The sequence below is a fragment of the Candidatus Nanopelagicales bacterium genome, from assembly GCA_018003655.1.
GTDB lineage: Bacteria > Actinomycetota > Actinomycetes > S36-B12 > UBA10799 > JAGNDY01.
In genome coordinates, this window is the sequence record JAGNDY010000024.1 from 1 (window position 1) to 25,669 (window position 25,669).

At 62.5% G+C, this 25,669-nt stretch carries 26 protein-coding genes and 1 riboswitch; of the genes, 14 read left to right on the plus strand and 12 right to left on the minus strand.

Annotation, left to right across the window (positions count from 1 at the left end; all coding sequences use genetic code 11):
• Positions 1-150: 150 nt before the first annotated feature.
• Positions 151-876 (plus strand): DUF1211 domain-containing protein, encoded by a 726-nt coding sequence (locus KAZ48_05290; GenBank protein ID MBP7972191.1) that lies wholly within the window; start codon positions 151-153, stop codon positions 874-876.
• Here KAZ48_05290 and KAZ48_05295 read toward each other — a convergent pair.
• Entirely contained in the window at positions 873-2,690 is a 1,818-nt protein-coding gene (locus KAZ48_05295; protein MBP7972192.1) for an FUSC family protein, read from the minus strand. The genes KAZ48_05290 and KAZ48_05295 overlap by 4 nt on opposite strands.
• A 72-nt stretch (positions 2,691-2,762) precedes the next feature.
• Complete coding sequence (locus KAZ48_05300; protein MBP7972193.1) at positions 2,763-4,388, minus strand: MFS transporter; 1,626 nt, start codon at positions 4,386-4,388, stop codon at positions 2,763-2,765.
• Here KAZ48_05300 and KAZ48_05305 point away from each other — a divergent pair.
• The 4 genes from KAZ48_05305 to nagA are packed head-to-tail and all read left to right on the plus strand — an operon-like array spanning position 4,387 to position 8,591.
• Positions 4,387-6,324, plus strand: a complete 1,938-nt coding sequence (locus tag KAZ48_05305; protein MBP7972194.1) for a TIGR03767 family metallophosphoesterase — start codon at positions 4,387-4,389, stop codon at positions 6,322-6,324. The two genes, KAZ48_05300 and KAZ48_05305, sit on opposite strands and share 2 nt — an antisense overlap.
• The gene (locus KAZ48_05310; GenBank protein ID MBP7972195.1) at positions 6,321-6,683 is read left to right on the plus strand and encodes a hypothetical protein; all 363 of its coding nucleotides are present in this window, start codon (positions 6,321-6,323) and stop codon (positions 6,681-6,683) included. Before KAZ48_05305 ends, KAZ48_05310 begins: the two co-directional genes overlap by 4 nt.
• Complete coding sequence (locus tag KAZ48_05315) at positions 6,680-7,396, plus strand: hypothetical protein (protein ID MBP7972196.1); 717 nt, start codon at positions 6,680-6,682, stop codon at positions 7,394-7,396. The genes KAZ48_05310 and KAZ48_05315 overlap by 4 nt, the downstream gene beginning before the upstream one ends.
• 58 nt (positions 7,397-7,454) lie before the next feature.
• Positions 7,455-8,591, plus strand: coding sequence for an N-acetylglucosamine-6-phosphate deacetylase (gene nagA, locus KAZ48_05320; GenBank protein ID MBP7972197.1), 1,137 nt, complete (start codon positions 7,455-7,457; stop codon positions 8,589-8,591).
• A 314-nt stretch (positions 8,592-8,905) separates the two neighbouring features.
• On the opposite strand, the gene KAZ48_05325 is transcribed toward nagA, so the two are convergent.
• From KAZ48_05325 to KAZ48_05345, 5 genes are all read right to left on the minus strand, one after another.
• Positions 8,906-9,517 carry a metallophosphoesterase family protein gene (locus tag KAZ48_05325; GenBank protein MBP7972198.1) on the minus strand — a complete coding sequence of 204 codons (612 nt, stop codon included), beginning with the start codon at positions 9,515-9,517 and terminating at the stop codon, positions 8,906-8,908.
• Between the two features lie 59 nt (positions 9,518-9,576).
• Positions 9,577-10,149 carry a hypothetical protein gene (locus KAZ48_05330; protein ID MBP7972199.1) on the minus strand — a complete coding sequence of 191 codons (573 nt, stop codon included), beginning with the start codon at positions 10,147-10,149 and terminating at the stop codon, positions 9,577-9,579.
• A gap of 71 nt (positions 10,150-10,220) precedes the next feature.
• Positions 10,221-10,802 (minus strand): hypothetical protein, encoded by a 582-nt coding sequence (locus tag KAZ48_05335; protein MBP7972200.1) that lies wholly within the window; start codon positions 10,800-10,802, stop codon positions 10,221-10,223.
• Between the two features lie 172 nt (positions 10,803-10,974).
• On the minus strand, positions 10,975-11,127 hold the full coding sequence (locus tag KAZ48_05340) for a tail fiber protein (protein ID MBP7972201.1): 153 nt from the start codon (positions 11,125-11,127) through the stop codon (positions 10,975-10,977).
• Positions 11,128-11,213: 86 nt separating this feature from the next.
• On the minus strand, positions 11,214-11,381 hold the full coding sequence (locus KAZ48_05345; protein MBP7972202.1) for a hypothetical protein: 168 nt from the start codon (positions 11,379-11,381) through the stop codon (positions 11,214-11,216).
• Positions 11,382-11,426: 45 nt separating this feature from the next.
• On the opposite strand from KAZ48_05345, the gene KAZ48_05350 reads away from it, so the two are divergent.
• The 4 genes from KAZ48_05350 (at position 11,427) to KAZ48_05365 (ending at position 15,834) form a co-directional block, all read left to right on the plus strand.
• Positions 11,427-11,897 (plus strand): transcriptional repressor, encoded by a 471-nt coding sequence (locus KAZ48_05350; GenBank protein MBP7972203.1) that lies wholly within the window; start codon positions 11,427-11,429, stop codon positions 11,895-11,897.
• 65 nt (positions 11,898-11,962) lie between these two features.
• Positions 11,963-14,146: a catalase/peroxidase HPI gene (katG, locus tag KAZ48_05355; protein ID MBP7972204.1), complete on the plus strand. Its 2,184-nt coding sequence runs from the start codon at positions 11,963-11,965 to the stop codon at positions 14,144-14,146.
• A gap of 137 nt (positions 14,147-14,283) precedes the next feature.
• Complete coding sequence (locus KAZ48_05360) at positions 14,284-15,096, plus strand: alpha/beta hydrolase (protein ID MBP7972205.1); 813 nt, start codon at positions 14,284-14,286, stop codon at positions 15,094-15,096.
• 144 nt (positions 15,097-15,240) lie between these two features.
• Positions 15,241-15,834 (plus strand): hypothetical protein, encoded by a 594-nt coding sequence (locus KAZ48_05365; protein MBP7972206.1) that lies wholly within the window; start codon positions 15,241-15,243, stop codon positions 15,832-15,834.
• A gap of 70 nt (positions 15,835-15,904) precedes the next feature.
• On the opposite strand, the gene KAZ48_05370 is transcribed toward KAZ48_05365, so the two are convergent.
• From KAZ48_05370 to KAZ48_05380, 3 genes are all read right to left on the minus strand, one after another.
• Positions 15,905-17,191, minus strand: a complete 1,287-nt coding sequence (locus KAZ48_05370; GenBank protein MBP7972207.1) for a hypothetical protein — start codon at positions 17,189-17,191, stop codon at positions 15,905-15,907.
• On the minus strand, positions 17,191-18,522 hold the full coding sequence (locus tag KAZ48_05375) for an alpha/beta hydrolase (protein MBP7972208.1): 1,332 nt from the start codon (positions 18,520-18,522) through the stop codon (positions 17,191-17,193). The genes KAZ48_05370 and KAZ48_05375 overlap by 1 nt, the downstream gene beginning before the upstream one ends.
• 165 nt (positions 18,523-18,687) lie before the next feature.
• Positions 18,688-20,139: an ADP-ribosylglycohydrolase family protein gene (locus KAZ48_05380; protein ID MBP7972209.1), complete on the minus strand. Its 1,452-nt coding sequence runs from the start codon at positions 20,137-20,139 to the stop codon at positions 18,688-18,690.
• 230 nt (positions 20,140-20,369) lie between these two features.
• Positions 20,370-20,488: riboswitch (SAM riboswitch) on the plus strand.
• Positions 20,489-20,526: 38 nt separating this feature from the next.
• Here KAZ48_05380 and KAZ48_05385 point away from each other — a divergent pair.
• Positions 20,527-20,949: a hypothetical protein gene (locus KAZ48_05385; protein ID MBP7972210.1), complete on the plus strand. Its 423-nt coding sequence runs from the start codon at positions 20,527-20,529 to the stop codon at positions 20,947-20,949.
• 47 nt (positions 20,950-20,996) lie between these two features.
• On the opposite strand, the gene KAZ48_05390 is transcribed toward KAZ48_05385, so the two are convergent.
• Positions 20,997-21,593 (minus strand): J domain-containing protein, encoded by a 597-nt coding sequence (locus KAZ48_05390; protein ID MBP7972211.1) that lies wholly within the window; start codon positions 21,591-21,593, stop codon positions 20,997-20,999.
• A 249-nt stretch (positions 21,594-21,842) separates the two neighbouring features.
• On the opposite strand from KAZ48_05390, the gene KAZ48_05395 reads away from it, so the two are divergent.
• From KAZ48_05395 to KAZ48_05410, 4 genes are all read left to right on the plus strand, one after another.
• The gene (locus KAZ48_05395) at positions 21,843-22,733 is read left to right on the plus strand and encodes a M48 family metallopeptidase (protein ID MBP7972212.1); all 891 of its coding nucleotides are present in this window, start codon (positions 21,843-21,845) and stop codon (positions 22,731-22,733) included.
• Positions 22,734-22,847: 114 nt separating this feature from the next.
• On the plus strand, positions 22,848-23,321 hold the full coding sequence (locus tag KAZ48_05400; protein MBP7972213.1) for a YbjN domain-containing protein: 474 nt from the start codon (positions 22,848-22,850) through the stop codon (positions 23,319-23,321).
• Between the two features lie 99 nt (positions 23,322-23,420).
• Complete coding sequence (locus KAZ48_05405) at positions 23,421-23,726, plus strand: hypothetical protein (GenBank protein MBP7972214.1); 306 nt, start codon at positions 23,421-23,423, stop codon at positions 23,724-23,726.
• Between the two features lie 81 nt (positions 23,727-23,807).
• Complete coding sequence (locus KAZ48_05410; protein MBP7972215.1) at positions 23,808-25,292, plus strand: serine hydrolase; 1,485 nt, start codon at positions 23,808-23,810, stop codon at positions 25,290-25,292.
• A 43-nt stretch (positions 25,293-25,335) separates the two neighbouring features.
• On the opposite strand, the gene KAZ48_05415 is transcribed toward KAZ48_05410, so the two are convergent.
• A partial coding sequence (locus KAZ48_05415) for an SRPBCC family protein (GenBank protein ID MBP7972216.1) occupies positions 25,336-25,669 on the minus strand: 334 nt, incomplete at its 5' end.

Below are 25,669 nucleotides of genomic sequence, written 5' to 3' on the forward strand. Positions count from 1 at the left end.
TGCCGGGACGGGACTTGCCGGTGCACCTCTTGATCGCATTCTCACCAAAGAGCGCAACTGGGGCAGACGCTCGGTCTTCCGCGCTAGGAGCGCATCGTCATCATCGGTCAACCGTTGTGCTTCGACAGCCACACTTTGATAGGAATAGCCGTGCCTTCCGCAGCCGATGCAGAGCCGACCCCAGAGGGAGTCATCCTCATCGAGGAACCCGGCGATGTAGCAAGACTCACGTTCTTCACCGATGCAGCCGTGGCTATCTCCCTGACACTGCTTATCGTGCCGGTTTCCGAGTACGTGATCGAGATGCCGGACACCAGCTGGACAAAGCTGATACTCGACAATCCCGAAATCCTGCAATCCGGCGTCAGCTTCGCCACCATCGCGGTCTGCTGGCGTTACCACCACGTTCTCTTTGAGCGGCTGCGCGACTACAGCCGGTTCATTGTCTGGTTGAACTTCGCGTGGCTCTTCTGCGTCGTCTCGATCCCTGTCATGACAGCGGCCAAGCTGCCCACGGACAGCCCGAGTCTCGGCAACTTCCGCGGGTTCATCGACACACTCATCGTCCGCGGTGAGGGGAACATCAGCTACCAGAATTACTTCGTCTTCTGGTTCGTCGTCGGGCTCTCCTTCTTCTGCCTGTTCCTGATGTCCCGCCATGCGGCACGAACCGATCGCCCGCTGGCCAAACCCGGCACGCAGTTGGACGCCGAGAACTGGATCTACCTCCGGCCGACGCTGGTGTGCCTCATCGCCGCGGTGCTTGGGTTGTGGAACCCCGCGGTCGGTGACCTCTCGCTGATCGTGGGGATCATCGCCAGTGCGATCGTCGCTCGTCGGTCCGCCAGCCCAGCCGCTGGCCCAGCCGCACCCTAGCTAGCGGCGGAGGCGGGTTCCAAGTGAACGCTGTCGATCTGGTCCGCAAGATCCTTGAGTGCGTTGGAAACCGCCGTCCGCGACGCCGCGGCCGCCGTACCCCCGCCATCGACACCGCCGTCGAACACCACCGACGCCAGGGCCAGCACGCGATCTCTACCATCCTTGAGCTCGTCAAGCGACCCGGCAACAGCAGTACTTTCCGCCATACTGTCGATGTCGGACTGAAGGTTGATGGCGGCCTGCATGAACCGCGTCTGTGCCAGGAGCATTCCGTCAGAGCCAAGCCCCGGATCAGTCATCCGCAAGCTAATCTGCTGCGCAGCCAGACGCAGCGCTTCCTGCGCTTTGGAGATGTGCAACTGCGGCTGCGGGCGCACTCGTAGAACTAGGGTCGAAATCGCAATCGCGACGAGCGCACCTGCGGTGACATCCAATGCACGCAGTCCCGCCCACTTGGCGTAGTCACCATTGGGCGACCCCACGAGCAGGACGACAGCCGCAGCTATTGCGACGCACAGCCACATGTAGTTGCGCGCCAACCAGGCAAACCCAGCAACGAGCAGTCCGGCGGCGACATAGACAGCTGCCTGACGTGGAATGAGTAGCCCCAGGATGAGCGCTGCCACGGCACCAATCCAGGTACCAAAGGCATATTGCGCGGCGCGAGTGAAGGTGGCGCTCGCATTGGTCTGCAGCACCGAGAAGATCGTCAGCAACACCCAGTAGAAATCAGGCGCCGACGACCGAACCATGATGAACACCCCAACGCCGAGCGCCAGAGCTCGCTGGACGCCGTAGCGAAAGCTCGCCGACTCCGGCCGCGCCACCGCCCCGGCCGCTGCCCTGGTCAAGGACCCGGCGCTGAACTGGACCTTCCGCGGCGGTTTGCTTCCAGCGAGCGTGGCGACTGCTCGTTCCAACGCGCCGCGCCAATGAATCCAGGCGTAGCTGGTGGTCGCGGCGTCTGCATCTTTGCTCGCGGTCGCCATGGCCGCCAGCGCGGAATCAGTCGGCGGTTCGACGATCCGTGGCACCAGCGGCCCAGTGGCCGCAATCGTTGTGGCGATTGACCTTTGGCTTGCGACACCTGCTGCGTAGGCGGTGGGATCGTCCGACTCCTGCAGGCGACCTCGTGCAATCCGCGACAGGATCGCGTCGTAGGTCAGCGAGAGCAGAAAGCGCCCGGCAACGTCCAGCCTGAGGATCAACAGGATCGATCCCTGTTCGTTCCACGAGATCTGCGGATCCCAGGCCTTGGCGACCAGACCCCGGGAGGCGCTCCGGCGGTCCTTGCCCGACATGATCAGCAGCACCAAAATCCCTGAGAGCACGCCAACCGCTGACGCCAGGGCAACTCGGCCGGCTGACGCCCCGCCAGTGAACACCTGACCCTTGGCCAGCAGGATCAGGTAGCTCATCGTCGGGAAGGTCCCAAGCAGACCACCGACGAGCGGAATCGCCGTCCAGAGAGTGGCACAGAAGACGACGATCACCATTCCGAGAACCGCGATCCAGGCATGGTCGACCGCTACCACAGCCAAACCGTTTGTGAAGATCATGAGAGTGCCGACGCCGACAATCAAACGTAGCGACATGAAGAACGGGCCGGCCACCGCGAGCAGCGACAGGAACATCGCCGTGACGATTGCCACGGGCATCGTGTGCTGGCCCGCTCCCCTGTCCAGCAAAAGGCCAAGTGCGCCCGAAGTGAGAATGCCGAGGAACACCGCGAGGCTGTTGCGCCACGCCACGGGCATACCGTCTGTCTTGCCCAGCGCGGAACGCAGGTACTCCCTGGACGGCTGGATCATCCACCGAGTTTGGCAGCAGATCGAAGGCCAAGCGCGGCGACTTCCGGCTGGGAAGATCGGCGCCGCAGTTGGCTAAGCCGAGGCGAGATCCTCCGCTGGCGGCCCGGTGGATGGTTCCTGACCCTTGCCAGGAATTCTTCGCGGCAGGTCCCGGGTCGATGCCAGCGAGATGAGCGCCAAGAAGGCCGCAGCCAGCAAACCCGCCTTCAGGGACTGCAGTTGCGAGGCCTGGTAGTCGTCGGTGAGTGCCTGACTCGTCTGGTCATCGATGCCAGCGGCGCGAGCAGCCTCGCCAATCTGATCCGCCGACACAAAGTCCAGCCCCGATTCGACCGAAATGCTGACCTTAGAGGCGATCTGGTCGCTGATCTTGGGGTTGTCCTCGATCTTGTTCGTGAAGACACCGGCGAGGCCCGCTAGGACGATCGCGCCGATGAGTGCGACACCCAACGATGAACCCAACTGCTGGCCGGTGTATTGCAAACCGCCCGCCTCTCCGCGACCGGAGATGTCGACGGAGGACTGCACCACGTTGCCGAGCTGGGAGATGATCAGTCCCATTCCAATGCCCAGCAAGCCCATGGACAGAGCGAAGCCGAGGTCGGCCAAGTCCGGCTTGATAGTCGACATCAGCGCGATGATGGCGATCACAGTAATGGTCAGACCCGACCGGACGATTGTTCGTACCGGGAATCGGCTCGACATTCGCGAACCAATTGCAGAGGCAAGGAACATCGTCACCGAGACGGGCAACATCTTGATACCCGTCTCCAGTGCGTCCATCCCAAGGACCAGTTGCAGGTACAGCGGAACGCTGAAGAAGACGCCCATGAGAATGAGGTTTTGGGTGAACAGTCCCATCAAACCCGAACGAAGCGGGGGGATCTTGAGCAGCTTGAGGTGAACCAAAGGGTCGAGGCCAGCGGCCTCACGACGATGCTGCCAACGCACGAATGCCCACAGCAGAACCGCACCCGCAGCGATCACGAATGGCGTCAAAGCAAACCCGAACGGCTCGACCGGCGAGTTCTTCGGCTTGACCCACCCCCAGGTGCTCGACTGCAGGATTCCCAGCACGACAATGCCCAGGCCGGAGGCCGAGAGGATCGCGCCCACCACGTCCAGGCCGGGCTTCTTGCCTCCCAGTTCCGAATCCTTGACTAGTCGAGTCATGAGGAGGATGAACAACACCAGGACGACCTCACCGATGAAGACCACCCGCCACGTCAGCTCGGTCGTTGCCCAGCCGCCGACGATCGGTCCGACCGCGATGCCAGCCCCGGCGACGCCGCCGATGATCGCGTAGGCGACGTTGCGTTCACGTCCCTCGAAGTTGCCAGCGATCAGTGCTGCAAGCGCTGGTAGCACCAAGGCCGCGCCGATGCCCTCCAGCAGAGACCAACCGATGGCGAGCACGCCTACGGTGGGAGCAAGCGCCGTGATCAGCGAGCCACACCCATAAATGACCAGGCCGATGCTGAATGCACGACGACGGCCGATGATGTCGCCAATCTTCGCCCCCGTCAGCATGAACATCGCCATGATCAAGCAGTACAGCGTGATGACGGCTTGGATCGTCGTCACGGAGGTGTCGAAGTCGATCACCAACTGACTGATCGACACGTTCATAACGGACTGATCCAGGACCATCACGAACTGCGCTACAGCCAGCGCTACCAGGGGCCACCAACGCTTCATGCGCGGAGCGTACCTGCCCGGAAAGCCAGGACAACTCATTGCAGCTAGTCCGGTTGAATGGGCCTTCCCACTTGGAACCTGGAATGCTCGCCTGGTTGACCGGCCGTGCGTGGCGTCGGCAGGCACGGCGATTTTGGGCTTGGAGGGAAACGTGGGAGGTCTGTCCCGGAGGCGATTCCTGGCCGTCAGCGGCGGTCTTGCTGCAACGTGGGCGTTGCCGGTCGACTGGGTCGGGCGGGCGCTCGCGGCACCAGTCCAGCCTGCCGAGGTTCGGACCACACTCGTCGGAACGATTCGCAAGGCCGGTACCAGCGGGTACGTCAAACTCGTGGCGACTGCTGGCGAGCCGCTGGTCACTCGCCTGGACGTGCTCGGCGCGGAGCCGAAACCCGATCGCACCAAGAACCGCCGATCGTTGCTCTACCTCGGTCACATCAGCGACCTGCATTTGATCGACGCCCAAACCCCCGCGCGACTGGACACCATGGCAGCAGTTGACCCGGTGTTGTTCAGTGGCAACTTCCGCCCACAGGAAGTTGCGCAAGTACAGATTCTCAGCCAACTCGTGGCTGCCCTCAACAGCGCTGCATCCAGCCCGATTACTGGCGCACCGATGGGTTTTGTGCTGAATACCGGCGACAACACCGACCAACGGTCCCACCAGGAAATGCGCTGGTTCGTCGATACGTTGGATGGCGGCAAGATAACCGCGAATACCGGCAAAGCAGGCGAGTACGAGGGGGTGCAGGCGTGGCCTGAGTGCACGTTCGCGTATCACCCCGACGACCCCAGTAACGACGTCTACGGTCAGCAGCACGGCTACCCGGCTTACCCAGGTTTACTGAAGGCCGCGGTCAGCAACCCGGTGGATTCGGCTGGCTTGAAGATGCCCTGGTATGCGGTATACGGCAACCACGACGCCAACTACTTTGGCGGCTGGCCCACCGGCTGGATGACCGACAACCTCGCGACAGGTGGGCGCAAAGCGGCAACCCACCAAGCGACCGAGCGGTTCTTCGGTACTGGAATGGGCGCGACCTCGACCTTCGAGCAGCAGTTCATCGGCAAGCTGACCACGCTCGGCATTGGCTCGGGCGTGCGCGATGTAACAGCCGATCCGAATCGCAAGCTCATTGACCTGATCGATTACATGCGGGAGTTGATCGACAGTCCCGCAAATCCTGGTCCCGTGGGCCACGGCTTCACTCAAGGCGACATCGACAACCAGAAGACCTACTGGGCGACAGATGTCACGCCCTACATCCGGGTGCTGGGCCTGAACTCCTGCAACGTCACGGTGGGGGCTGGTGGCTCGATACCGGAGGACCAGTACCAGTGGCTACAACAAGAGTTGATGCAGGCTCGCAAGGCTCGCAAGCTGGTCATCATTGCCAGCCACCACACCAGCTTCACGATGGATAACGTCGCACAGCCCGTGATCGGACCGCAGCAGTCGCTCATTGAGGCGGACGAGTTGATCTCCATGCTGCACGAGTACCCCAACATGATCGCGTGGATGAATGGGCACACCCACCTCAACCGCATCACCGCACACCGCAATCCGGAGGGCGGGGGTGGTTTCTGGGAGATCTCCAGTTCCTCCTGCGTGGACTTCGAGCAACAGGGCCGAGTCACCGAAATCGTGGACAACCGGGATGGAACGCTTTCGATCTTCACCGTGGTGCTGGATCACGAGGCCCCGGCCCAGACCAATGTGCGAGACCTCTCCGTGCAGGGGATCTCCGCAATCAGCCGTGAGCTGGCTGCAAACGACCCCGCGTGGGATCCGAACATGCTCTTGGGCTCGGCGCAGGACCGTAACTGTGAACTGCTCGTGCCCGCTCCCTTCGATATGAGCGCAATCACCGACGCCCTCGTCGAGGAGACCCAGATCAAACAGAAGACTCGCCTACTCGCCAGGAAGGAACCAGCATGAGACACCTTCGACGTCGACTGGCCGTGGCCGGTGCCGCAGCGTTGAGCGTTGCTGCGCTCGCCGGTTGCTCCTTTACTTCCGGCCTGCTGCCTTCTTCGGGAAATGACCCGAACGTGTACTTCGCGCAGGCGAACATCTTGACCGCCAAGAAGGTTCCGATCCTGGTGCTACCGGAGTGCTCGATGGAACCGAACGGGACTACCCAAACCTGCACCGGCACGACGGTCGACAAGCAACCCATCGTGGTAACGGCAGATCAAACCCAAGACAGCCTCCCGATGACGATCACCGTTGGTGGCAAGGAGATCTTCCGCGGCTCGGCGATCGAGGCCATGAAGAAGGCAGCGACCCTCCCATGAGCGCCGAGCAGGAGGTCGCAGTCGTGGCTTCCAACGAATCGACCACCGACAAGCCAGCGCGCGAGTACGGGTTCTCGGTCTTGGTGACCGGCCTTGCCCGACTCGGCAGGCAGCCGCTCGGGTTCCTCACCGTGATCGTATTAAACGCGGTCGTTCAGATGCTGCTGCTGATGTGGACGCCCGTCATTTCCGGCTCTGCGACGTTCTGGGTTTCCGCAGGCCTCTCGCTGGTGAGCCTGCTGTTGTGTTTCGGTTGGATTTGCCGCCTTGCCCTCGCGTCGGTCGATGGCAAGATTGGGCTGGGCGAGTTGTTCAAAGGCACGCCGCGGGGACTCGCGCTGTTCTTGGCCTGGGTAGCTCTGGAACTGATCGTGGTGTTTGTCCTGGCGTCTTTGTGGTTTTGGCCCGGACTGATTGCGATGCTGCTGATGCCATTCGTCGCCATCGCCGCAACGGACGGCAAGCACAACGCCATCGGGGCGAACTTCGCTGCGATCAGGCAGCGCCCCGGTCGCTACGTGATCACTGTGGTGTTTTGGATCATCATCATGACTGTGTCGTGGCTGCTACTGCTGCTCGGTTCCATCACGCTGCCACCGGTCGCCCTCGGGCTGCTCGGCTGGTTGTTCAAGGGCTTGATCGGCGCATGGCTGACGTGCGCGTTCGCCGTCCTCTACCGGAGTACTTCCGTGGGCTCAGCTCCGAGGTCGTAGGCCCGGCGAAAGATGGGTTGGGCGGCGTTGTGCGCGTTGGCCAACTAGCGTTTGACTCGTGACCATCCTTGCCAACGGTCGAGTCGTGACCCCTACTGGCATCGTCGAAGCTGGCTGGGTGAAGGTCGTTGATGACCTGATCGGCGCCGTCGGTTTCGACTCAACCGACAAGCAAGTTGACGTTGACCTCAACGGCCGAACGCTGATCCCCGGATTCGTCGATCAACACAGTCACGGCGGGGGTGGCTATTCCTTCATCACCACCGACCCCGACGACGCTCGCCGAGCCGCGAATCTGCACGCGCAGCACGGGACGACGTCGATCGTGGCGAGCCTGGTCTCCAGTAGTCATCCATCGCTGCTCGAACAGATCGCGGTGTTGTCGCCGCTGGTCGACGAGGGCGTGCTCGTCGGCATTCATCTGGAGGGGCCGTGGATCAGCAAGGCGCGCTGTGGAGCGCACGACGTTGGGCAGCTCCGCGATCCGCAACCAGCAGAGGTCGACGAGTTGCTGGCCCGCGGCGGTGGTCGCATCATCATGGTGACGATTGCCCCCGAACTTAATGGTGCACTTCCCGCTATCCGCAAGATCGTGGGTGCTGGCGCGCTGGCGGCCATCGGACATAGCGATGCTGACTACGAGACCACCGTCGCCGCGATCAACGCGGGCGCGACAGTCGCGACCCATGTCACCAACGCCGCCCGGCCCCTTCATCACCGTGATCCGGGAGTGACCGGAGCATTGCTGGCGGACCCGCGGGTCAACCTCGAGCTCATTGTTGACGGCACCCACGTCCACGAGGTTGTGCTCCGACTAATCGCTCAACAAGCCGGTATCGAACGCATCAGCCTGATCACCGATGCCATGGCCGCCGCGGGAGGTGCCGACGGCCGCTACCTGCTCGGCGGACTTGGCGTCGACGTGGTGGCGGGCGTCGCACGCCTCGTTGATGGCGGCGCGATTGCCGGCAGCACCCTGACGATGGACGTCGCGCTGCGGTTCATGACGCGCACGGTTGGTCTGCCACTGGCGGAGGTCGTGGCGATGCTGTCGACCAATCCCGCCCGTGTTCTCGGGCTGGCCGACCGTGGAGCCATCGAGGTGGGCAAGCGCGCAGATCTGGTGATCCTTGGGCCTGACCTTGAGGTGGACGCCGTGATGCGCTCGGGTCAGTGGGTAACCGGCGGTCAGTAGGCGACGGCGGTCAGTAGGCGACGGCGGTCAGTGAGTCTCTGTCACCTTGAGCAGAGCGCGAGGTGCATCAGGGTCTTCCCCGCGCGAAACTGACAGGGTATGTGCCAGTTGCTGCGCCGGAATGATCTGGACGATGGGTGAAAGGTCCTCCGGAATTCCGGTCGGCAGGGCGATGACCTCGGCCCATTTCCTTCTGCATGCCGAGTGCTCCTCGTTTCCAGTCGAAACCCATACGTGGTGGTGACCGTACTTCCACATGTGCCGCCGCGTCGAAGGTCGCTACCATGTCTCGGATCGCAGCCGGGTGAATCTGGTCAACGGCGCCAGGGCAGAGGTGCGCTGTCGACCGCGCCGCCGTCGATCAGCTCACAGATCTGCGCCTCCGAGACTGGCTGGCCACCCCACGCGTCGACGCCAACGTTGATCTGCCGTCCCTGCTGACGCCACTTCTCGTGGACGTGGCCGTGCAGGAGCCAGCGACCCTGATCCGCTGGCCGTAGCGCGTCGAACCGATCCTCGTCATGCGAGTCGCCCCGGTAGGGGAAGTGGCACATGACGACGCTGAGGCCGTTCGCGAGAGTGATCGATGATGGGGTGTGCTCGATTGACGTGAAGCCGACCTCGCGGTAGAGGGCGTCCCATTCGGATTCGGGCCGCCGGTTGGACTGCGGCCGGTGAAAGACTCTGTCATGGTTGCCCACCACCAGCCTCTTGACTCCGTTGCACCGGGCAACGTTGCGAAGCGTCTGCTGCGCGTCACCCATCGCCACATCACCGAGCCACCACACATCGTCGTCAGCAGCAACTAGGCCGTTGTAACGCTCGACGATGTCGGAGTCCATGTCGTCGGTTGAGTCGAACGGCCGGTCACAATAGCGAATGATGTTGGCGTGCCCGAAGTGTTGATCGGACGTGAACCAGCGCATGGATTCAGGGTATGGCAGCGGGATCCACCGCCGGCGGTCGTCGCACTTCTATTCGGCCGCTACTGCGGCCAGGGCTGCCCGTTGAGGTCAAGCCAGCCGTTCATGATGTCGGACAGCACGTCACCTTTGCAGTAGTGATCTCGATCGGGGAAACCACAAGCGAGCGGAAAACCAGCCAGCGCCTTCTCTAGCGGGAAGTTCGTCAACTCCACGCAGAGGAGCTGGGCCAGACTCGAGAAGGAAACTGTCTGCGCCAGTCGCTGCAACTGCCGGATGGAGCTGGCTGCGGGTGGCTCCTGCGACGGGGATGCATCTGAGTTCTCGACCTGCGCAGTGGCTGCGCGTGCGGCGAAGTAGGTGCGAACAATCCCCTCGGAAGCCCAGAACTCACCATCAATGCGGCGCACATCGGCGCGGGCGAGCGCATCATCACGGATCGACAGCGCGGCCTTCTCAGCCCGAGGGGGAACCTGCTGCAAGAGGACCATCCATTGATCGCCGTGCACGTACTGTCCGCCAGCACCGGCAACAAATCCGCCGAGACCGGCCCGAGCAACTCCGAGTTCGGCCTCAATTGCGCGTTCTTGGGGGATCTCAAATCTTGTGATTAACAGCCCGCTATCGCTGGCCACGTCGACGGAACGTGTTTCCAAATGCACGTGTTGAAGTCGGCCACTTACTTCTGCTAACTCGGAAAGAAACATCACAGACTCCCAAGTTCCGACGCGTCGTCGGGGGCACTGGCACCGAGTCCCAGCCGTCGGTCAAGCAGGCAGACCGCCTCCCACAGCGCAAGCCGTCCGGTGTCGAATGCGATGCCTTCGAGATCGGGCTGGTCGTCGTCGTCGAGGTAGCACTGGGCGGAGAATTCAAGGCCAACACTGTCAGAGGTGCTCTCAAGCACACGTGCACTGAAACCGGAGTGAGCGGCCTCGAACTTGGGCACGGTGAACTGCGGCATATCTTGGGTCATCGCTGCGGACAGAAAGTCACGCAGCCCAAGCAGATCTGCCTCGCTGAACTCCCGATCGCGCAAGTCGACCGATCGACTGTCGCCAGCGAACGTGATGCAAAACCGTTCCGCCAACACGCACTCGTCTGCAACGTTCCCGATCCACGGTGTGGAAGTGATCAGCATGATGGCGCCGCTGGCACCGGCAACCCGAAGCACAAAAGCATTGGGAACGGTGCGGCCCTGATCCAGGGAGATGTTGTCCACGTCGGGCAGCTGAGGCAGGTTCGCCCGATCCGGGCCAGCTGCGCCATCCTGCGGGCGGGTAGTCATTGCATTCACCTATCTTGTTGTTGGTCGGCGGTGAGGTGGGGATTCCTTCTGACGTGATCAAATCTAGGGTCCGGGTCTGACATTCCGAGGACGGATTTGCGGTCGCAAAAGCCCGCCAATAGGCCGAATGGGTGCACCGGCCAAATGGGTGCACCGGAGGGAACGGGTCGCGCTAGGGCCGCGACGGGTACGCCCCTTCAATGCAGATGCCCCACTTGGCGTCGCCACAATTCGCGACCTTCGGCAGCGCGAAGGTGTTCTTGCCGTCGCCGCCAAAGCGGCTGCCGAGAATCGTGTACAAGACCTGGTTGTTATTGAGCGACATGATTCGGCCGTCCGACTGGCAGGTAGGACTTGGGCAGTGGACCGGATCCGGTGAACAATGTGAGTCGACCGACGAAGCGGTCATAGCTATCGGCCCTGCTGGCCGGTTTGTTGTTCCAAGCATTTGACTCGCGGCGCGACCTTCCTGGCCAGTGCGGGTTCGGCGGTTACGCCATCGACGACCAGCGGACGGTTGCTACCAAGGAACGTGATCACCTGGCTGATCGGCCGACGAAATTCGTCCTTGATCGACACCCTCTAATCCTTGACTTAGTCCAAAGTCCGCGCAAGGCTGGGTCCATGCCGCCCGATGCCGTAGAACTGCTGCGGCAGCACGGCGTCCAGGTGACGGCCCAGCGCCTCGCGGTCATGCGCGCGGTCTCCGCGCATCCCCACATCACCGCCGACGGCGTCGCTGAATCTGTCAGGTCGGAGATCGGCACCATTTCGCGTCAGTCCGTCTATGACGGGCTCGAGACACTGGTCGGCGTAGGACTTGTTCGTCGCATCGAGCCTGCCGGCTCACCCGCACTGTTTGAGGATCGGGTCGCCGACAACCACCACCACCTCATCTGTCGGACCTGCGGCGAGGTAGTGGATGTGGATTGTGCCGTGGACGCCGTGCCCTGCCTGACGGCCAGCGATGACCGGGGCTACTCGATCGACGAGGCCGAGGTCACCTACTGGGGCCAGTGCCCACAGTGCAACGCGCAGACAAAGGCAAGCAGGGGGCACAGCAAGGCAACAAGTCAGAAGGTTTCAACCACGTAATAAGTCATCAACCACCAGGGAGCCAGTGCTTGGTGAGAAGTTCCGCAACCGAAGGAGATCGCAGGATGTCAGAAGAGAGCAAGTGCCCGGTCGTGGGCAACAGCAACCTGATCCAGGGCCGCACCAACACTGAGTGGTGGCCCGACGAGCTGAACCTTAAGTCCCTGCAAACCAATCCGCCGGTCGCGGATCCGATGGATCCAGACTTCGACTACGCCGAGGAGTTCAAGAGCCTCGACCTAGCGGCGCTGAAGGCCGACCTTGTCGCGCTGATGACCGATTCGCAGGAATGGTGGTCGGCTGACTACGGCCATTACGGTCCGCTGTTCATCCGGATGGCGTGGCACAGCGCAGGCACCTACCGCATCAATGATGGTCGCGGAGGGGCTGGCTCGGGCGAGCAGCGCTTCGCGCCACTAAGCAGTTGGCCCGACAACGTGAACCTCGACAAGGCGCGCCGCCTCCTCTGGCCGATCAAACAGAAGTACGGCCGCAAGATCTCGTGGGCGGATCTGCTCGTCCTCACTGGCAACTGTGCACTGGAGTCCATGGGTCTGCAGACTGTTGGCTTCGGCGGCGGTCGCGAAGACGTGTGGGAAGCAGAGGAGATCAACTGGGGATCGGAGGACTCCTGGCTCGGCGACGAGCGCTACAGCGGCGACCGCGAGTTGGCCAATCCGCTCGCAGCCGTTCAGATGGGCCTCATCTACGTCAACCCGGAAGGCCCGAACGGCAACCCCGACCCACTGGCCTCGGCCCGCGACATTCGCGAGACGTTCCGGCGCATGGCAATGAACGACGAAGAGACGGTCGCGCTCATCGCCGGTGGCCATACCTTCGGCAAGACCCATGGTGCCGCCGACCCCAACGACTACGTCGGCGTTGAACCCGAGGCCGCTCCGCTGCAGGAGATGGGCTTCGGCTGGAAGAACAAGTTCGGCACCGGCGAAGGCGACGACACCATCAGTAGTGGCCTTGAGGGCGCGTGGACTCCTACTCCCATCGCGTGGGACAACAGCTTCTTCGAGACGCTCTTTGGTTACGAGTGGGAATTGTCGAAGAGTCCGGCTGGTGCGCATCAGTGGATCCCGACCGATCCGGCCGCGGAGGGAACCGTGCCGGATCCACACGAACCATCCAAATCACACACGCCGGTCATGCTCACGACCGACTTGGCGCTGCGGCTGGATCCGATCTATGAGCCGATCTCACGTCGGTTCTTTGAGAACCCGGACGAGTTCGGCAAGGCCTTCGCCGCAGCGTGGTTCAAGCTGACCCACCGCGACATGGGCCCAGTCTCCCGGTACCTCGGACCCGAGGTCCCATCCGAGCAACTGCTCTGGCAGGACCCGATTCCTGCCGTCACCCATCAATTGGTCGACGCCGACGACATCGCCTCGTTGAAGCAGACGATCCTCGGCTCCGGCCTATCCGTCTCGCAACTGGTCACGACAGCGTGGGCCTCGGCGTCAACGTTCCGCGGCAGCGACATGCGGGGCGGGGCCAACGGTGCACGCATTCGCCTTGAGCCGCAGAAAGACTGGGAGGTCAACAACCCGGCTGAATTGGGCCAGGTACTGCGCGCGCTGGAAGGCATCCAATCTGACTTCAACGGGCAGGCTGGCGACAAACAGATCTCAGTTGCCGACCTGATCGTGCTCGGCGGGTGCGCTGCTGTTGAGCAAGCCGCCAAGAACGCTGGCCACGAAGTTGTGGTTCCGTTTGTGCCTGGTCGTACGGATGCGTCGCTGGAAGAGACCGACGTGGAATCGTTCAGCGTGCTCGAACCGGTCGCCGACGGGTTCCGCAACTACCAGGGCAAGGGCGACCTGCCGCCCGCGGAGCGCATGCTCATCGATCGGTCGAACCTGCTGTCGTTGAGCGGACCACAGATGACGGTCCTGATCGGCGGTCTTCGGGTCCTCGGCGCCAACTTCGACCGATCCAACCTCGGTGTGCTCACCAAGAACCCCGGTGCGTTGACCAACGACTTCTTCGTCAACCTGCTCGATATGAGCACGACGTGGGAGCCGACATCGGATACCGAGGAGACGTTCGAAGGCAAAGATCGCGCAACTGGTGAGGTCAAGTGGACCGCCAGCCGCGTCGATCTGGTGTTCGGATCCAACTCCCGGCTGCGCGCCTTGGCCGAGGTCTACGGTTCCGACGATGGCGCTGGCAAGCTGGTCAACGACTTTGTCGCTGCTTGGGACAAGGTCATGAACCTGGACCGCTTCGACCTGGCCTAGTCCGCTCGAACGCCCACGCACGATGGCGGATCGGGGTCTCGCAGAGACCCTGGTCCGCCATCGTGCGTTCTGGTGGACAAGCTGTGGTGGACAACCGCTAGCGTCAGCAGCCATCGCACCCAATCCAGGAGGTTCCAATGAAGGCCGATAACAGCGGCGTCCAGATCTCCTTCGAGGTCTATGGCGAGGGGCGTCCTGTAGTGCTCCTGCATGGGTTTCCCGATTCTGGCCGAGTGTGGCGTCACCAGGTGCCAGCGCTGACGGCGGCGGGCTTTCAGGTGATCGTCCCCGACATGCGTGGGTACGGGGAATCCGACAAGCCGACCGACATCGATGCGTATGGCGGGTTCGCGTTGGCTACCGACGTCATCGCCGTGCTTGATTCGCTCGAGATCGAACGCGCGCACATCGTCGGTCACGACTGGGGCGCCGCCGTCGCGTGGGTGCTGGGCTCCTTCTTCCCTGACCGGGTCGACCACTTGGTGGCGATGTCCGTCGGCCATCCGGCCACGTTCCATGGCGGTGGCTTCGACCAGTACGAGAAGTCCTGGTACATGCTGCTGTTCCAATTCCCCGACGTCGCCGAGCAGTGGCTGTCTGAGAACGACTGGGCGAGGTTCCGCGCTTGGGGTCACCATCCAGACGAAGACGCAGTGATCGCCGCTTTGGAGCGCAACGACTCGCTGACCCCCGGCCTGAACTGGTACCGGGCCAACATGAAGCCAGAGTCATTCGTCGGAACCCCATTCGAATTCCCCAAGGTCGCCTCACCAACGCTGGCCATCTGGAGTTCCGGAGACCACGCGCTGACCGAGGGGCAGATGACGCGCTCGGCCGAGTTGGTGAGTGGCCCCTGGACTTATCAACGGCTTGAGAGCGCCGGCCACTGGATGCAACTCGACGACCCCGACACGATCAACGATCTGCTGGTCGAGTTCCTGCCCGCTTGACCGAGACTGGCGGGGTGCGCAGCTTCGAGACAGCGTCCTCTATCACCCGTTTGAGTGGTTTGCCCTGGGGGGCCACGGGTAGATCCCGAACATAGGAATCCACACTTCGGGCAGCAAACCCAGCCAATCCCCCAGGGAGTCACGATGACGAATTCACGCCGAACTGCATTTGCCACCACCAGCCGACGGGTCGCTCTAGCAGCAGGCGTGGTCCTGATCGGTGGGCTCGGTACCGTCGCAGTCGCAGCGCCAGCCCAAGCCTCCGTTGACGGAACCGCCTTCACGTTCAAGAACGACACCAGCAAAGAGCAGTTCGTCAGCGTCTGCGCGGGAGGCACGAAGAAGTGCAACTCGGGCCTGGTGGCACCCGGTGGTGTCCAGCGGATGACCGCATCGGGAAGTCCGATCGACGTGACCGGATCGATCCTCAGCGACAAGGGCAACGTCACCGAATTCAAGGCGTCGAACCCCTGGTCGGCCGCTCCCTACGTCGACCTGGACGGTGGCGCCTGGCAGACACACACCAGCTGCACCCCCTCCGAGGGTAGGGCCGAATGGTCTCCCTACATCGAGCCGGGCCAGTTCCTGCAGGTTGAGCGCAAGGCCGGGATCTCGGGTTACAAGGTGATGACCTTGACCCTCAAGGACGGGGAGCCACGCTCCGCCAACGAGCCGATCGAGCATGGCGTCCCGCTTCCCACCCCGTGCTGGACGATGACCGGCGGCAACCTCATCTAATCCCGCAGCAAATCCAACCAGAGTCCGCGCGCCGCTTACTAGCCGTTCGCGGACTCTGCCGAATGCTCGCCTACGTCGTTGCCGACCTAGCTTGGTTCGGGCCGAAGCGGCCTACCAGGAAGCCGACGAGGGCCACTGCGAACGTCACGATGATCGACGCCCAGCCAAGTTCAAGCCGCCCGATCACAACCAACACGACGACCCCGACCAACGTTGCGACTAGTCCGGTGATTGCTCCACGCGCTGCGTCGCCGCCACCCACCTGCGCGCCAACCAGCGCCGCAGCGAGTAATCCCACCGCAATCAGAATGGCTTGTGATCCAGGATCAATAAGGGCGACGATCACAGCAACAGCCGCACTTCCCCAGACCCAAATCGGCCGAACTGTGACGTTGGGCTCGGCCGCCACGGTGGAGTCCGCAACGGCGCCACTACTGCTTGCCTCAGCTGGGCTCGACTGTGGCTGCGTATCGAGTCCCAGTCCACCGACGCCGGTCAATGCATTGGCGACCAGGGCGGCGAATAGCACCGTCACGATCGCGAGCAGCACCCCCGCCAGTCCCGGCAAGGCGTCAATGTTGGCCGGTACAACAAAGAACTCCATCGAGGGCGCGAACATCACGCCACCGAAGAACATCAGCAAGCCAACCAAAACGAGCACGAGGACGACCACCACCCATACCAGCACGCGCAATGGCGACCACTTCCCGGCCCGACGGCCCGCGAGCAAGCTGTTATCAACCCAGCCCAAGGCGAAGATGAGCAAGGCAACGGCAAGGATCGCCACCCACGGCGTGCCATCGCCAATGCGACTTGGGCTCGCCAAGACCGAGACGTTGCCGAGTAAGAACCCCAACGCCAGAGCGATCAAAATTGGCACGATCAGCAACCACATGGCCACTGAACTGATGCGGGAGCTCGCAACCAACCCCTGGCCCGCCACCAACAGTGCCGCCGTGACAGCGACCACCACCACGATCACCCGCGGATCGAGGCGACTTAGCAGCGCGAGCGTTTGCCCGGCGGCGATGAGCAGAATGGCCGCGACGCCGGTGCCGACAAGCCCTTGAACGCCGCGTTGGGCAACAGGCTGGGGCGCGACCAGTTGGGGCGCGAGCAGCGATCCGGCAAGCGCCAGACCCACCACCACGAGCAGGGCAATCATTCCCAGCACCGACATGCCTGGCGGGGTGAAGGTCGGAGCGGCGATGACTGCGTAGGTAAGGATTCCGAGCATGGCTGCGCGCCGGAAGGTGCCTGCGCCCGGTACAGGTTTGCTGCGGAACGCCGCGATCGCAGCAACGATCAGTCCGACCGTGATTCCCAAGGTCGCCTCAAGAACGATCTCGCGGTTCATCAGTTCACCTTCGTCGTCGTGTCGACGGTCCCGAGCAACTGGTTCGCGCAGTTGGACGGAGCGGGTGACCCGGCCCAACGGTCGTTCATCCAGTCGATGACCGAGGGATTGTGAAGTCTCGCCTGGTAGTTCAGCGATGGATGATCGTCATATGGGTAGCGCACGTAGAAGACGGTCGTGCCCAATGCGCATTGCGACATCACTTGGGCGTGGGTGAACTGCGGCAGGATCGTCTTGTCCTTGAGTCCTTGGACCACCATGAGCGGAACGTCGAGTTTCTCCGTACCCGGCATCCCCTTGCCGAGCGCTTTGATCAGTCCCGGTGCGATTGGGTAGTTGATCAGCTTGCTGAGCGGCACATCGGAGACTTGGTTGGCCAGGTCGCTCCCGCACTTGGTCTCCAGGTCCTTCGCTTTCTGCATCCCTAGGGGACTGAGGATCTGATCGAGGGAAACGATCTCCGGGTAGTTCTCGGCGTACGACTTGGCGATGAGCATGACGAACATATTCTGTGACGTACTTGTCGGGTTCTTCGCTACCGCGTTGAGAATCCCCGGGATCGCAGGTGTGAAACCGGGAGCCAGGATCACCCCGCCGTCGATCCGCAGCTCGGGGGCGTAGGTGGGTGCCAGTTGGAGCGCCGATGTCGCGGCTTCGCCACCTTGCGACTTCCCGTAAACGCCAAGATTGCTCTGGTTGATCGGAACCGAGCCAATCGTGGGCGAGGGGTTCTTCACGGCGCGCAGTGCATCGAGAACTCCACGACCCTCTAGCGGACCGACGAGGTATGACGATGGCCCTGGGGCACCCATTCCTGAGTAGTCGCTGGCAACGACCGCCCAACCCTGCTTGACAAGAGGTTCGATGTGGGGCACCCAGTTGCTATTGGCGGGGGTGTCCGCTTGCAGCGGCGTTTGGCTCATCCCGCACATCCGTGCGATACCGGTGGTGCCATGTGCAAACGACACCAATGGATAACCCCCAGCAGGTGCCGCTCCCGCGGGCGCCGCATAAAGGCCGGTGACAGGAATGGCATTGCCCTGCAGGTCAGTGGATTGATACATGATTCGGTACATCTTGATTCCGGCGGGCGCACCGGCGACCGGTTCTGCCTTCATCAACGTGCCGGGTGCTGCTGCTTTCCAGTTGCCCACGTCGTAGAAGCTCGTCAAAGCAGGGGTGATCTTCGAGTCGATTGTCTCGCCGACCGTTGACCCTTCAGGGCTAACCGGCGCATTCACCAGTGACGACGCTGGCGCAGTCAGGAACAACAGCAGTCCCCCGACCAGCGCCACGCCCAATGCAATGAAGAAACGTCCCGTTCGCGACACCTGCTACCACCCTCCCGGGTCGCCACTTGGGCACCCGCCACCGGAGGCTACCGGAGTCAGGGCGTCATTGCTGAGCTCACGATCTACGCAGAAGCAGTCGTCGTTCCGAGCGCGGTCGTGAGATGACATCTGATACGAACCTCACATCGCCAGGACCGTGCTGGCCTACTGTGCTAGCTCGTCGAGCAGTCGCACGAACAGTGGGTTAACGCGCGCATCGGGCAATGCGGCGGCGACCTCGACTAGAGCCATTGCCGGTTTGATCCCCTTGACGGAGGCACCAACCAGCGCCGCGACCGCTGGTGTTCGACTCTGTCCCGCAGCACAGTGCAGATAGACCGTGTGGCCCTCCCGCCGAAGTTGCGTCACGGCCTCGGCGGCCTGTGAAAGGACGAAGTGGCAGTGCGCGTTGCCATCCGGGTCGTCGCTATCGGTCAGCCAGATCTCGATGAGGTTCTCGTCGTCGACTCCCGCCGGTCGGTATCGCGCGTCCATCCGGCACAGCGATACCACCGCGTCGATGTCAGCCGAGGCACCAACGAGTCCGTTGACCGAGCCCAGGATGACGCCGCTGTCGTGCGGATGAATCGTCGTTGTTGAGTACTGCCTCAGGTAGTCGTAGTCCAGCGACCGTTCTTCCAATGCGGGGTCAGCGACTGCGATGGCCAGTCGGACTAGATCGCGCTGACGCAGGTCGGGCCAGCCATGGAGCTTGCGCTGCCACTCGACGGGGACCGCGGACACACCCCATCGCGCACCGAGCAACCCGCCCGCGATCGCCGCCACGGTGTCGGTGTCGTTGCCGCCTCGGACAGTTGCCTCAAGCGCCAGTTGCAAGTGCTGGGCTTCGTAGGTGTGCTTGGCCGCATTGTTCACTGGCACCGGTGTGTTGTGGATCGCCGACCAGGCACCCTGGAAAGCCTGGACCACCCAACCGTTGTTGGTGAAGTCACGGGGCCTGAGTTGCTCCGCCTCCTGGATTCGCTCGCTCCATATTCGCTGGCGATCGGATGCCAAGGAATCGAGTCCGATCCGCACGTCGAACTCCCCGTGCAGGACCGCATGACGAATCGCCAGACACCAAAGCACGCAGGCATCACCGGCATCTTCATCGAAGTGGGTCAGCGACCCAACACTGCGAGCGACCCGCGCCAAGGCGGCCGCATCATCAAGGAAGGCCAAAGCCACTGGCGCGGTGCGCATTAGCGATCCATTCCCGGCCGAGCGACCTGTCCGCTCGTGGTGTTGCCGGGCAGCCTCGGTGGCCGCGAGAGCGGTGCCCTGTTTCGACGCAGAGCTGAGCACCGACGCGGTTTGTACCCCTACATCCTTGGAGACTCGTGTCCAGTCAATCCAGCGCCGGACGAGCTGGTCCTGTGTTGAGGCCATGCGCAGGTCCGCACCGGCAGCGAGCTCAGCGATCGCAATCGCCATGGATGTGTCGTCAGTCCACTCCCCTGGTTCAAACCCGAACGGGCCTTCCCCGGTCATGCTGACGGGGACCTCCGGCTCCAATGCTGGACCAAACTCGTAGCCAGCGCCGAGTGCGTCACCGCACGCGGTACCCACCAGAACTCCCGCTATCCGGTCCATCACAACGCTGCTGTATTTGCTCATCTTCGTCCCCGTTCGTTTGCTTGGGACCGAAGCTACGCCGACCGCCCGACAGTTTCAGGGCCACGGCTTGGTGACTGGTGGCGCGGCCGACATACCTAGCGTCCGTCGGTGATCAAGGAATATTCGGGATCAACAATTTGTTAGGAGTCCTGCACAACGCAAGCAATGTCATTCCCGGGTTTGTTTACCCCGCGTTGACACCGCAACAACGAACGACAATTGAACACATGGCTCAAGAGAGATGGCTGTCGGTACCTGGCTGGCCATCCAGCAACCCCCGTCGCTGATGGTGGGTGCTCCAGGGGAAGAGCTGGCCGGCATCGCAACCGCGATTCGGCAAGATCAGCGAGTGGCCCTCAGCCTCTCGCCCACTTCCGAGGACGGATTATGGGCAGCAAGAAAGACGGTACAAACCAAGGGCAGGAATGGGAACAACTTCGGCTGTTCGACGTGCATCCAGCCTGCGATGACATCGAGCCCGCGATAGCGGACAGAGTCGGCGTCGGAGCCGTGGATGATTCCGCCAGCTTCTACGACGACAAGGTCCTGCGTGCATCCGGATGGATCTGGATGATTCATCCCGAGCGCGTGATCGGCATCTGTCCCGACTGCGGCTTGGGTATACAGGTGCGGGTCCGCTCCACGAGCGATCGGACCGTCGAACTCGTCGACGAGGCCGAGCGACTGCACCAGAACTGCAGTGAGATCCTCGCTCCAACCCTGCTGCTGGAGCTCTACGGTGTCGGCAGAATCGCCCACCGCTTTGGCTTCCCAGCTGAACTCATCCCGCCGTCGCAGGCGTCGGCGTGAGCGAGTGGCACCGCGCCGGAACGCTCCCAGGTAGTCGTGCTTCGCGCCTAATCTGCGGCACCCGCTTCTGGCAGGGGCTCGTTAGTGGCGGCGACCATTCGGTAGCCGACGTAGAGAAGCGCGCAGACCCAGCACGGAATCCACGACACGTCTGGCGAGAGCCACCAAACCCATTCTGACAGCAGACTGAAGACGAAGATCGAGTAGAGGAATCCCAGCGCGAAGTAGCCGACGCCGGCAACCAGCGACACGACAATTCGTGCTACGCGATCGACAATGACGTCGAGCGGCCCAAGGTCCGGTGCCGAACCTCCAGCGTGACGCGGCCGTGACGGTGCGGCCGAACGCGGTGGGCGGGCGGCATTTTCAGCGGTTGCGGCATACCGGAACTGGTACGTACCTTCCGAATCAGACTCGTAACGACCCTGGCGCTCGGCGGCGCGTCTCTCAACCACTTCCCGGTATCGCTGGCGGCTCGCCCGGTCCCTGAGCACCTCGTAGGCACGGTTGACCTTGACCATGTCCGCATCACGACCGCCGCGGTCACTGTGATGGCGTAGCGCCATCTTCCGATAGGCGCTCTTGATCACCCGCTCATCGTCGGTGTTCGCGGGGATTCCGAGTACTGCAAAGTAGGTTGCCATTCCTGTTGCCGCCGGGTGGATCCGCCGCACCCGTTGCAGCGAGTCACACAGCGCTCCTCGAACTGACAGTGCCACGGGAGTCCGACGTTCTTACCTCAGCCGACATCTGCACATGACCCGTGCTCCTGCTGTCAGAGCAAGATCGACGCCACCACAAATTGTCGGACTCCCCGGCTAGCGTCAAAAGTGAATGCAGAAATGACACCGCACAACGACGACGTTCGGTTTAGCGATTAGCAAAGGAGGCAGATGGTCAATTTCCGTGATCGCCAGCAAGTCAACCGCCGCGCTACGGTGGCTCTGATTCTCGCGATGTTCGTCTGCTTCGTCGCGGCCAGTGCGCCGATCATGTACCTGACCGGCAGTTGGTCGGGCGGATGGCTGATTGCGGTCTGCCTTGTTGCTGCGATCTTCCCGCTGCTGAGCTACTGGTTCAGCGATGTCGCGGTCCTGCACGCGACTGGCGCCCAGATCGTCAACCGCGCCGAAGCGCCCGCGCTGTACGACTTGGTTGACGAGGTTCGTATCGCCGCCGGGCTGCCAATGCCGCGCGTCGCCATCATCAACGACCCGTCCCCGAACGCCCTGGCAACCGGGCGCGACCCCGAACACGCCGCCATTGTGTTGACCTCCGGCCTGTTGGACTCAATGACCCGTGACGAAGTCCAAGGAGTAGTCGCCCACGAAATGGGACACGTCGCCAATCGGGATATCCGCGTGATGTCGATCGCGGCTTCGATCGCCGCCGTCCTCTGGGCGATGTATTCCCTCTTCGCAGCACTCGCGACCCGACGGAACGACGATGGCGAGGTCCAGGACGGTGGACCGCTTGCGATGCTCCTACTGCTATTCACCCCAATACTGATGACATATCTGAACGCTGGGATGTCCCGGCGGCGGGAGTCCCTCGCCGATGCGACTGCCGTTCAGTTCACCAGGAACCCAGCCGGCCTGCGGCACGCGCTTGAGCGCTTGCAATCGTTCGACCAACCGCCGGATCAAACCAACACTGCAACCGCGCATATGTGGTTCAACGCCAGAACATCGTGGCGCGGGCGGTTGCTGGCTACGCACCCGCCGTTGGATGCGCGGATCCGACGCCTACGAGACATGGAGGGCGTCGGTGGTGCCACACAGTAACCATTTGGGAATGATCGACACCAGTGATTCCCATCTGGTTGCATCGGATACCTCGAACCGGCCCGACTACCTTCCGTCACCGTGCAACCCCTGACTTAATTGGAGTGCCCAGCTGTGAGAACAGACATGGTCGAGTCCTACGTTCGGGACCTAGTGGAGAGGATGACCGGAACCAGGCCCGAAAGTGACGAGGATGGGGACCTGCGCTTCGAGTTCGGCAAGGCGCTGTTCTTCATTCGGGTGATCAACCCGGGTGACGCGATCGTCCAGGTATTCAGCATCGCCGTGGCCGAACTTGAGTCGACGCCCGCTTTGGATACTGCACTGAACGAAATCAACAGCGCCATCCAGTTTGCCCGAATCTTCCACGTGCGAGGTCAAGTTCTCATCGAATCGGAGATCTGGGGTTCGGACGTCAACCCGGCGAATCTGGCCTACGCCTGTTCCAACATTGCCTCGGCCACCGACGCATACGGACCCAAACTCGTCGAGGCTTTCGGAGGAGTTGCTGTCTTCGAGGAGTCCAAACAGCCCGCCTACTCGCAAGAAGAACTGTTCCGCCCGGCGATCCACGGTGGCTATCTGTAGTGCTGGGTCAGCGGCTCACGTGCGGAACCGAGCCCCGGACAGTCAGGCGGTTGATCTCGCGCGGATGGAGCAAAACCCGCACCCGCTAGCATCACACCCATGACCAAAACGATCGACATCGAACTGCCCGACATTGATCTGCCCACAGCTTCTGAAGCAGCCGAGGTGGTAACCGACAAGCTCGAGACGGTCGGTGCCGCGACCACGGCGGCGGCTAGCCAGGCCATCGACGCGCTCGAAGAAGGCATCGCGGCGGCGACCGAAGCCGCTCAACCAGCCGCCGACAATGCGAGCAACTGGATCAGCTCTCATCCCCTCGCGGCTGTGGCAATCGCTTTCGCTGCGGGAGCCGTATTCGCCTCGATCCTGGGCCGTCGCCGCGGAAAACGCAGCCAAGCGGAGTAGTGATCTCGCTCAACCCTCGCGACGGGGTCTTGCCGTTGTAGTCTCTCGACGACAATTCAGGCGACTAACGGGAAGTCGACGATGACAACTGCAGCAGCAACACCAGGGGTCGAGCCAGCCGAGCCCAAGAAGAAGCGCAAGTGGCTCAAGCGAACGATCATCACGATCGTCACGGTGATCGTCGTGCTCCTCGCCCTCATCATCGGCGCACTGTTGTGGTTCAACATCCCCACCAATAGCGCTGGCCTTGCCGCCCAGAGCGTGTGCTCCGGAACATTTACGTCCGGTCGCAACGCCGACGATGTCTTTAACCAGGACGTTTTGCCGCAGAGCCCCGCGCTCAGTGTGGTCTCGACATCCGTCGACGAACCCAACCGCAAGGTGACCGCCAAGTTCCTCGGAATCTTCTCTCGCACGGCGTCATTGCTTCCCAACCGTGGGTGTGTCCTCGACGTCACCCCGGATCCGGCGGCGCAGCCATTCACGTCAACGCCAGAGAACCCGGCACCGTGGCCCGCTGGCGACTCGGCGGTTCCACCGTCTCAATGGGGTGCTGGCGTCAATGCCAAGGGCCTTGAGAACGCCGTGAATGAGGCGTTCGTGGGCGCGGGCGATCCGAAGGCCGCCAACGCCCGCGGACTCGCAGTTGTCCAGGACGGCAAACTGCTGATCCAAAAGCAAGCCGACGGTTTCCCTGAGGACATGCCGCTGCTCGGGTGGTCGATGACCAAGACGGTCAACGCGATGGTGTTCTACAAGCGCGCTAGCGAAAAGGGATTTGATCCCAGCACCCTCGTGGTGGATTCCTTCCCCAAGGATCGCGAGCCCTCGTGGGTCGCCGATTGGCGCAACGATCCACAGAAGAGCAAGATGACGGTCAACGATCTGCTCGGCATGAAGTCCGGCCTCGACTTCGAAGACGACTACGGCCCCACCGCCAAGGTCGTCCAGATGCTCTACGGCGAGCCGAGCATGGCCAACTACGCGGCGTCGCAATCGATGGCCGCGGACCCCGGCACCACTTTCGCTTACAGCACCGGCGTCGCAGACATCATCAGCCAGGTCACCCAGGGCATGTTCGCCAACGATCAGGAGTACTGGGATTACTGGAACAAGGAAGTCTTCTCCCCGATCGGTATCAAGAACGGCACGTTCGCGACCGACACATCCGGCACCTGGGTCGGTGGCTCATACATCTACGCGAGCACAGGCGACTGGGCCCGACTCGGACAACTGATGCTCAGCGACGGCGCGTGGGATTCCAAGCAGGTCGTGCCGCAGGGCTGGTGGAAGTTCGCGGGAACCCCGTCGCTGCCAACCGGCGATGGCAACAGCTACGGAGCGCAAACGTGGATTCCCGCGCAACCGAATAGCGGTGAGTGCGCGAGCTACTCCGACATCCCCAAGGACACACTGTCGATGGAGGGTCACTACGGCCAGGTCGTCGCGATGGTTCCGTCGAAAAAGGCCGTCATCGTCCGCCTCGGTTGGACGGTTGAGAAGACACAATTCGACAGTTGCAAGCTGATCAGCGACGTGCTCAAGAATCTGCCGGACGTCAAGTAGCCGACCTACTCGGCCACCCGGTCGAGCGACGCCGACGCCGCCACTAGAGGGCCTCGGCGGCGGCTTTCAGATTCACTAGTGTCTGCTGCATGCCCCGACGGTTGTGCTCGAGGCGGGAACCCGGAATGAACACCTGCCCCAGGCCCTTGATCACTACCCCACGGGCGCCGCAGCGTTCATCGGTCCAATTCTCGGTCACTACCGTCGCGTCACCGTCGGCCTCGAACTCGTAGCGCCAGGTCGAGATCGTAAACGGCTTGACCGCGACGGCGAACTCAAACACCTTGCCGCGCTCGGCTTGCGTAACGGTGCACTGCGTCGACCAGCGGGCCAGGCCGTGCTTGTTGGTACCGGTGAATCGATCCCCCACCTGCAGC

Bases quoted from the DNA above. Each gene is read 5' to 3' on its own strand.
- KAZ48_05295 (MBP7972192.1), bottom strand. From the start codon at position 2,690: ATGATCCAGCCGTCCAGGGAGTACCTGCGTTCCGCGCTGGGCAAGACA.
- KAZ48_05305 (MBP7972194.1), top strand. From the start codon at position 4,387: ATGCGCGGAGCGTACCTGCCCGGAAAGCCAGGACAACTCATTGCAGCT.
- KAZ48_05300 (MBP7972193.1), bottom strand. From the start codon at position 4,388: ATGAAGCGTTGGTGGCCCCTGGTAGCGCTGGCTGTAGCGCAGTTCGTG.
- KAZ48_05310 (MBP7972195.1), top strand. From the start codon at position 6,321: ATGAGACACCTTCGACGTCGACTGGCCGTGGCCGGTGCCGCAGCGTTG.
- KAZ48_05315 (MBP7972196.1), top strand. From the start codon at position 6,680: ATGAGCGCCGAGCAGGAGGTCGCAGTCGTGGCTTCCAACGAATCGACC.
- KAZ48_05325 (MBP7972198.1), bottom strand. From the start codon at position 9,517: ATGCGCTGGTTCACGTCCGATCAACACTTCGGGCACGCCAACATCATT.
- KAZ48_05335 (MBP7972200.1), bottom strand. From the start codon at position 10,802: ATGACTACCCGCCCGCAGGATGGCGCAGCTGGCCCGGATCGGGCGAAC.
- KAZ48_05340 (MBP7972201.1), bottom strand. From the start codon at position 11,127: ATGTCGCTCAATAACAACCAGGTCTTGTACACGATTCTCGGCAGCCGC.
- KAZ48_05350 (MBP7972203.1), top strand. From the start codon at position 11,427: ATGCCGCCCGATGCCGTAGAACTGCTGCGGCAGCACGGCGTCCAGGTG.
- katG (MBP7972204.1), top strand. From the start codon at position 11,963: ATGTCAGAAGAGAGCAAGTGCCCGGTCGTGGGCAACAGCAACCTGATC.
- KAZ48_05360 (MBP7972205.1), top strand. From the start codon at position 14,284: ATGAAGGCCGATAACAGCGGCGTCCAGATCTCCTTCGAGGTCTATGGC.
- KAZ48_05365 (MBP7972206.1), top strand. From the start codon at position 15,241: ATGACGAATTCACGCCGAACTGCATTTGCCACCACCAGCCGACGGGTC.
- KAZ48_05370 (MBP7972207.1), bottom strand. From the start codon at position 17,191: ATGAACCGCGAGATCGTTCTTGAGGCGACCTTGGGAATCACGGTCGGA.
- KAZ48_05380 (MBP7972209.1), bottom strand. From the start codon at position 20,139: ATGAGCAAATACAGCAGCGTTGTGATGGACCGGATAGCGGGAGTTCTG.
- KAZ48_05385 (MBP7972210.1), top strand. From the start codon at position 20,527: ATGGGCAGCAAGAAAGACGGTACAAACCAAGGGCAGGAATGGGAACAA.
- KAZ48_05390 (MBP7972211.1), bottom strand. From the start codon at position 21,593: ATGGCAACCTACTTTGCAGTACTCGGAATCCCCGCGAACACCGACGAT.
- KAZ48_05395 (MBP7972212.1), top strand. From the start codon at position 21,843: ATGGTCAATTTCCGTGATCGCCAGCAAGTCAACCGCCGCGCTACGGTG.
- KAZ48_05405 (MBP7972214.1), top strand. From the start codon at position 23,421: ATGACCAAAACGATCGACATCGAACTGCCCGACATTGATCTGCCCACA.
- KAZ48_05410 (MBP7972215.1), top strand. From the start codon at position 23,808: ATGACAACTGCAGCAGCAACACCAGGGGTCGAGCCAGCCGAGCCCAAG.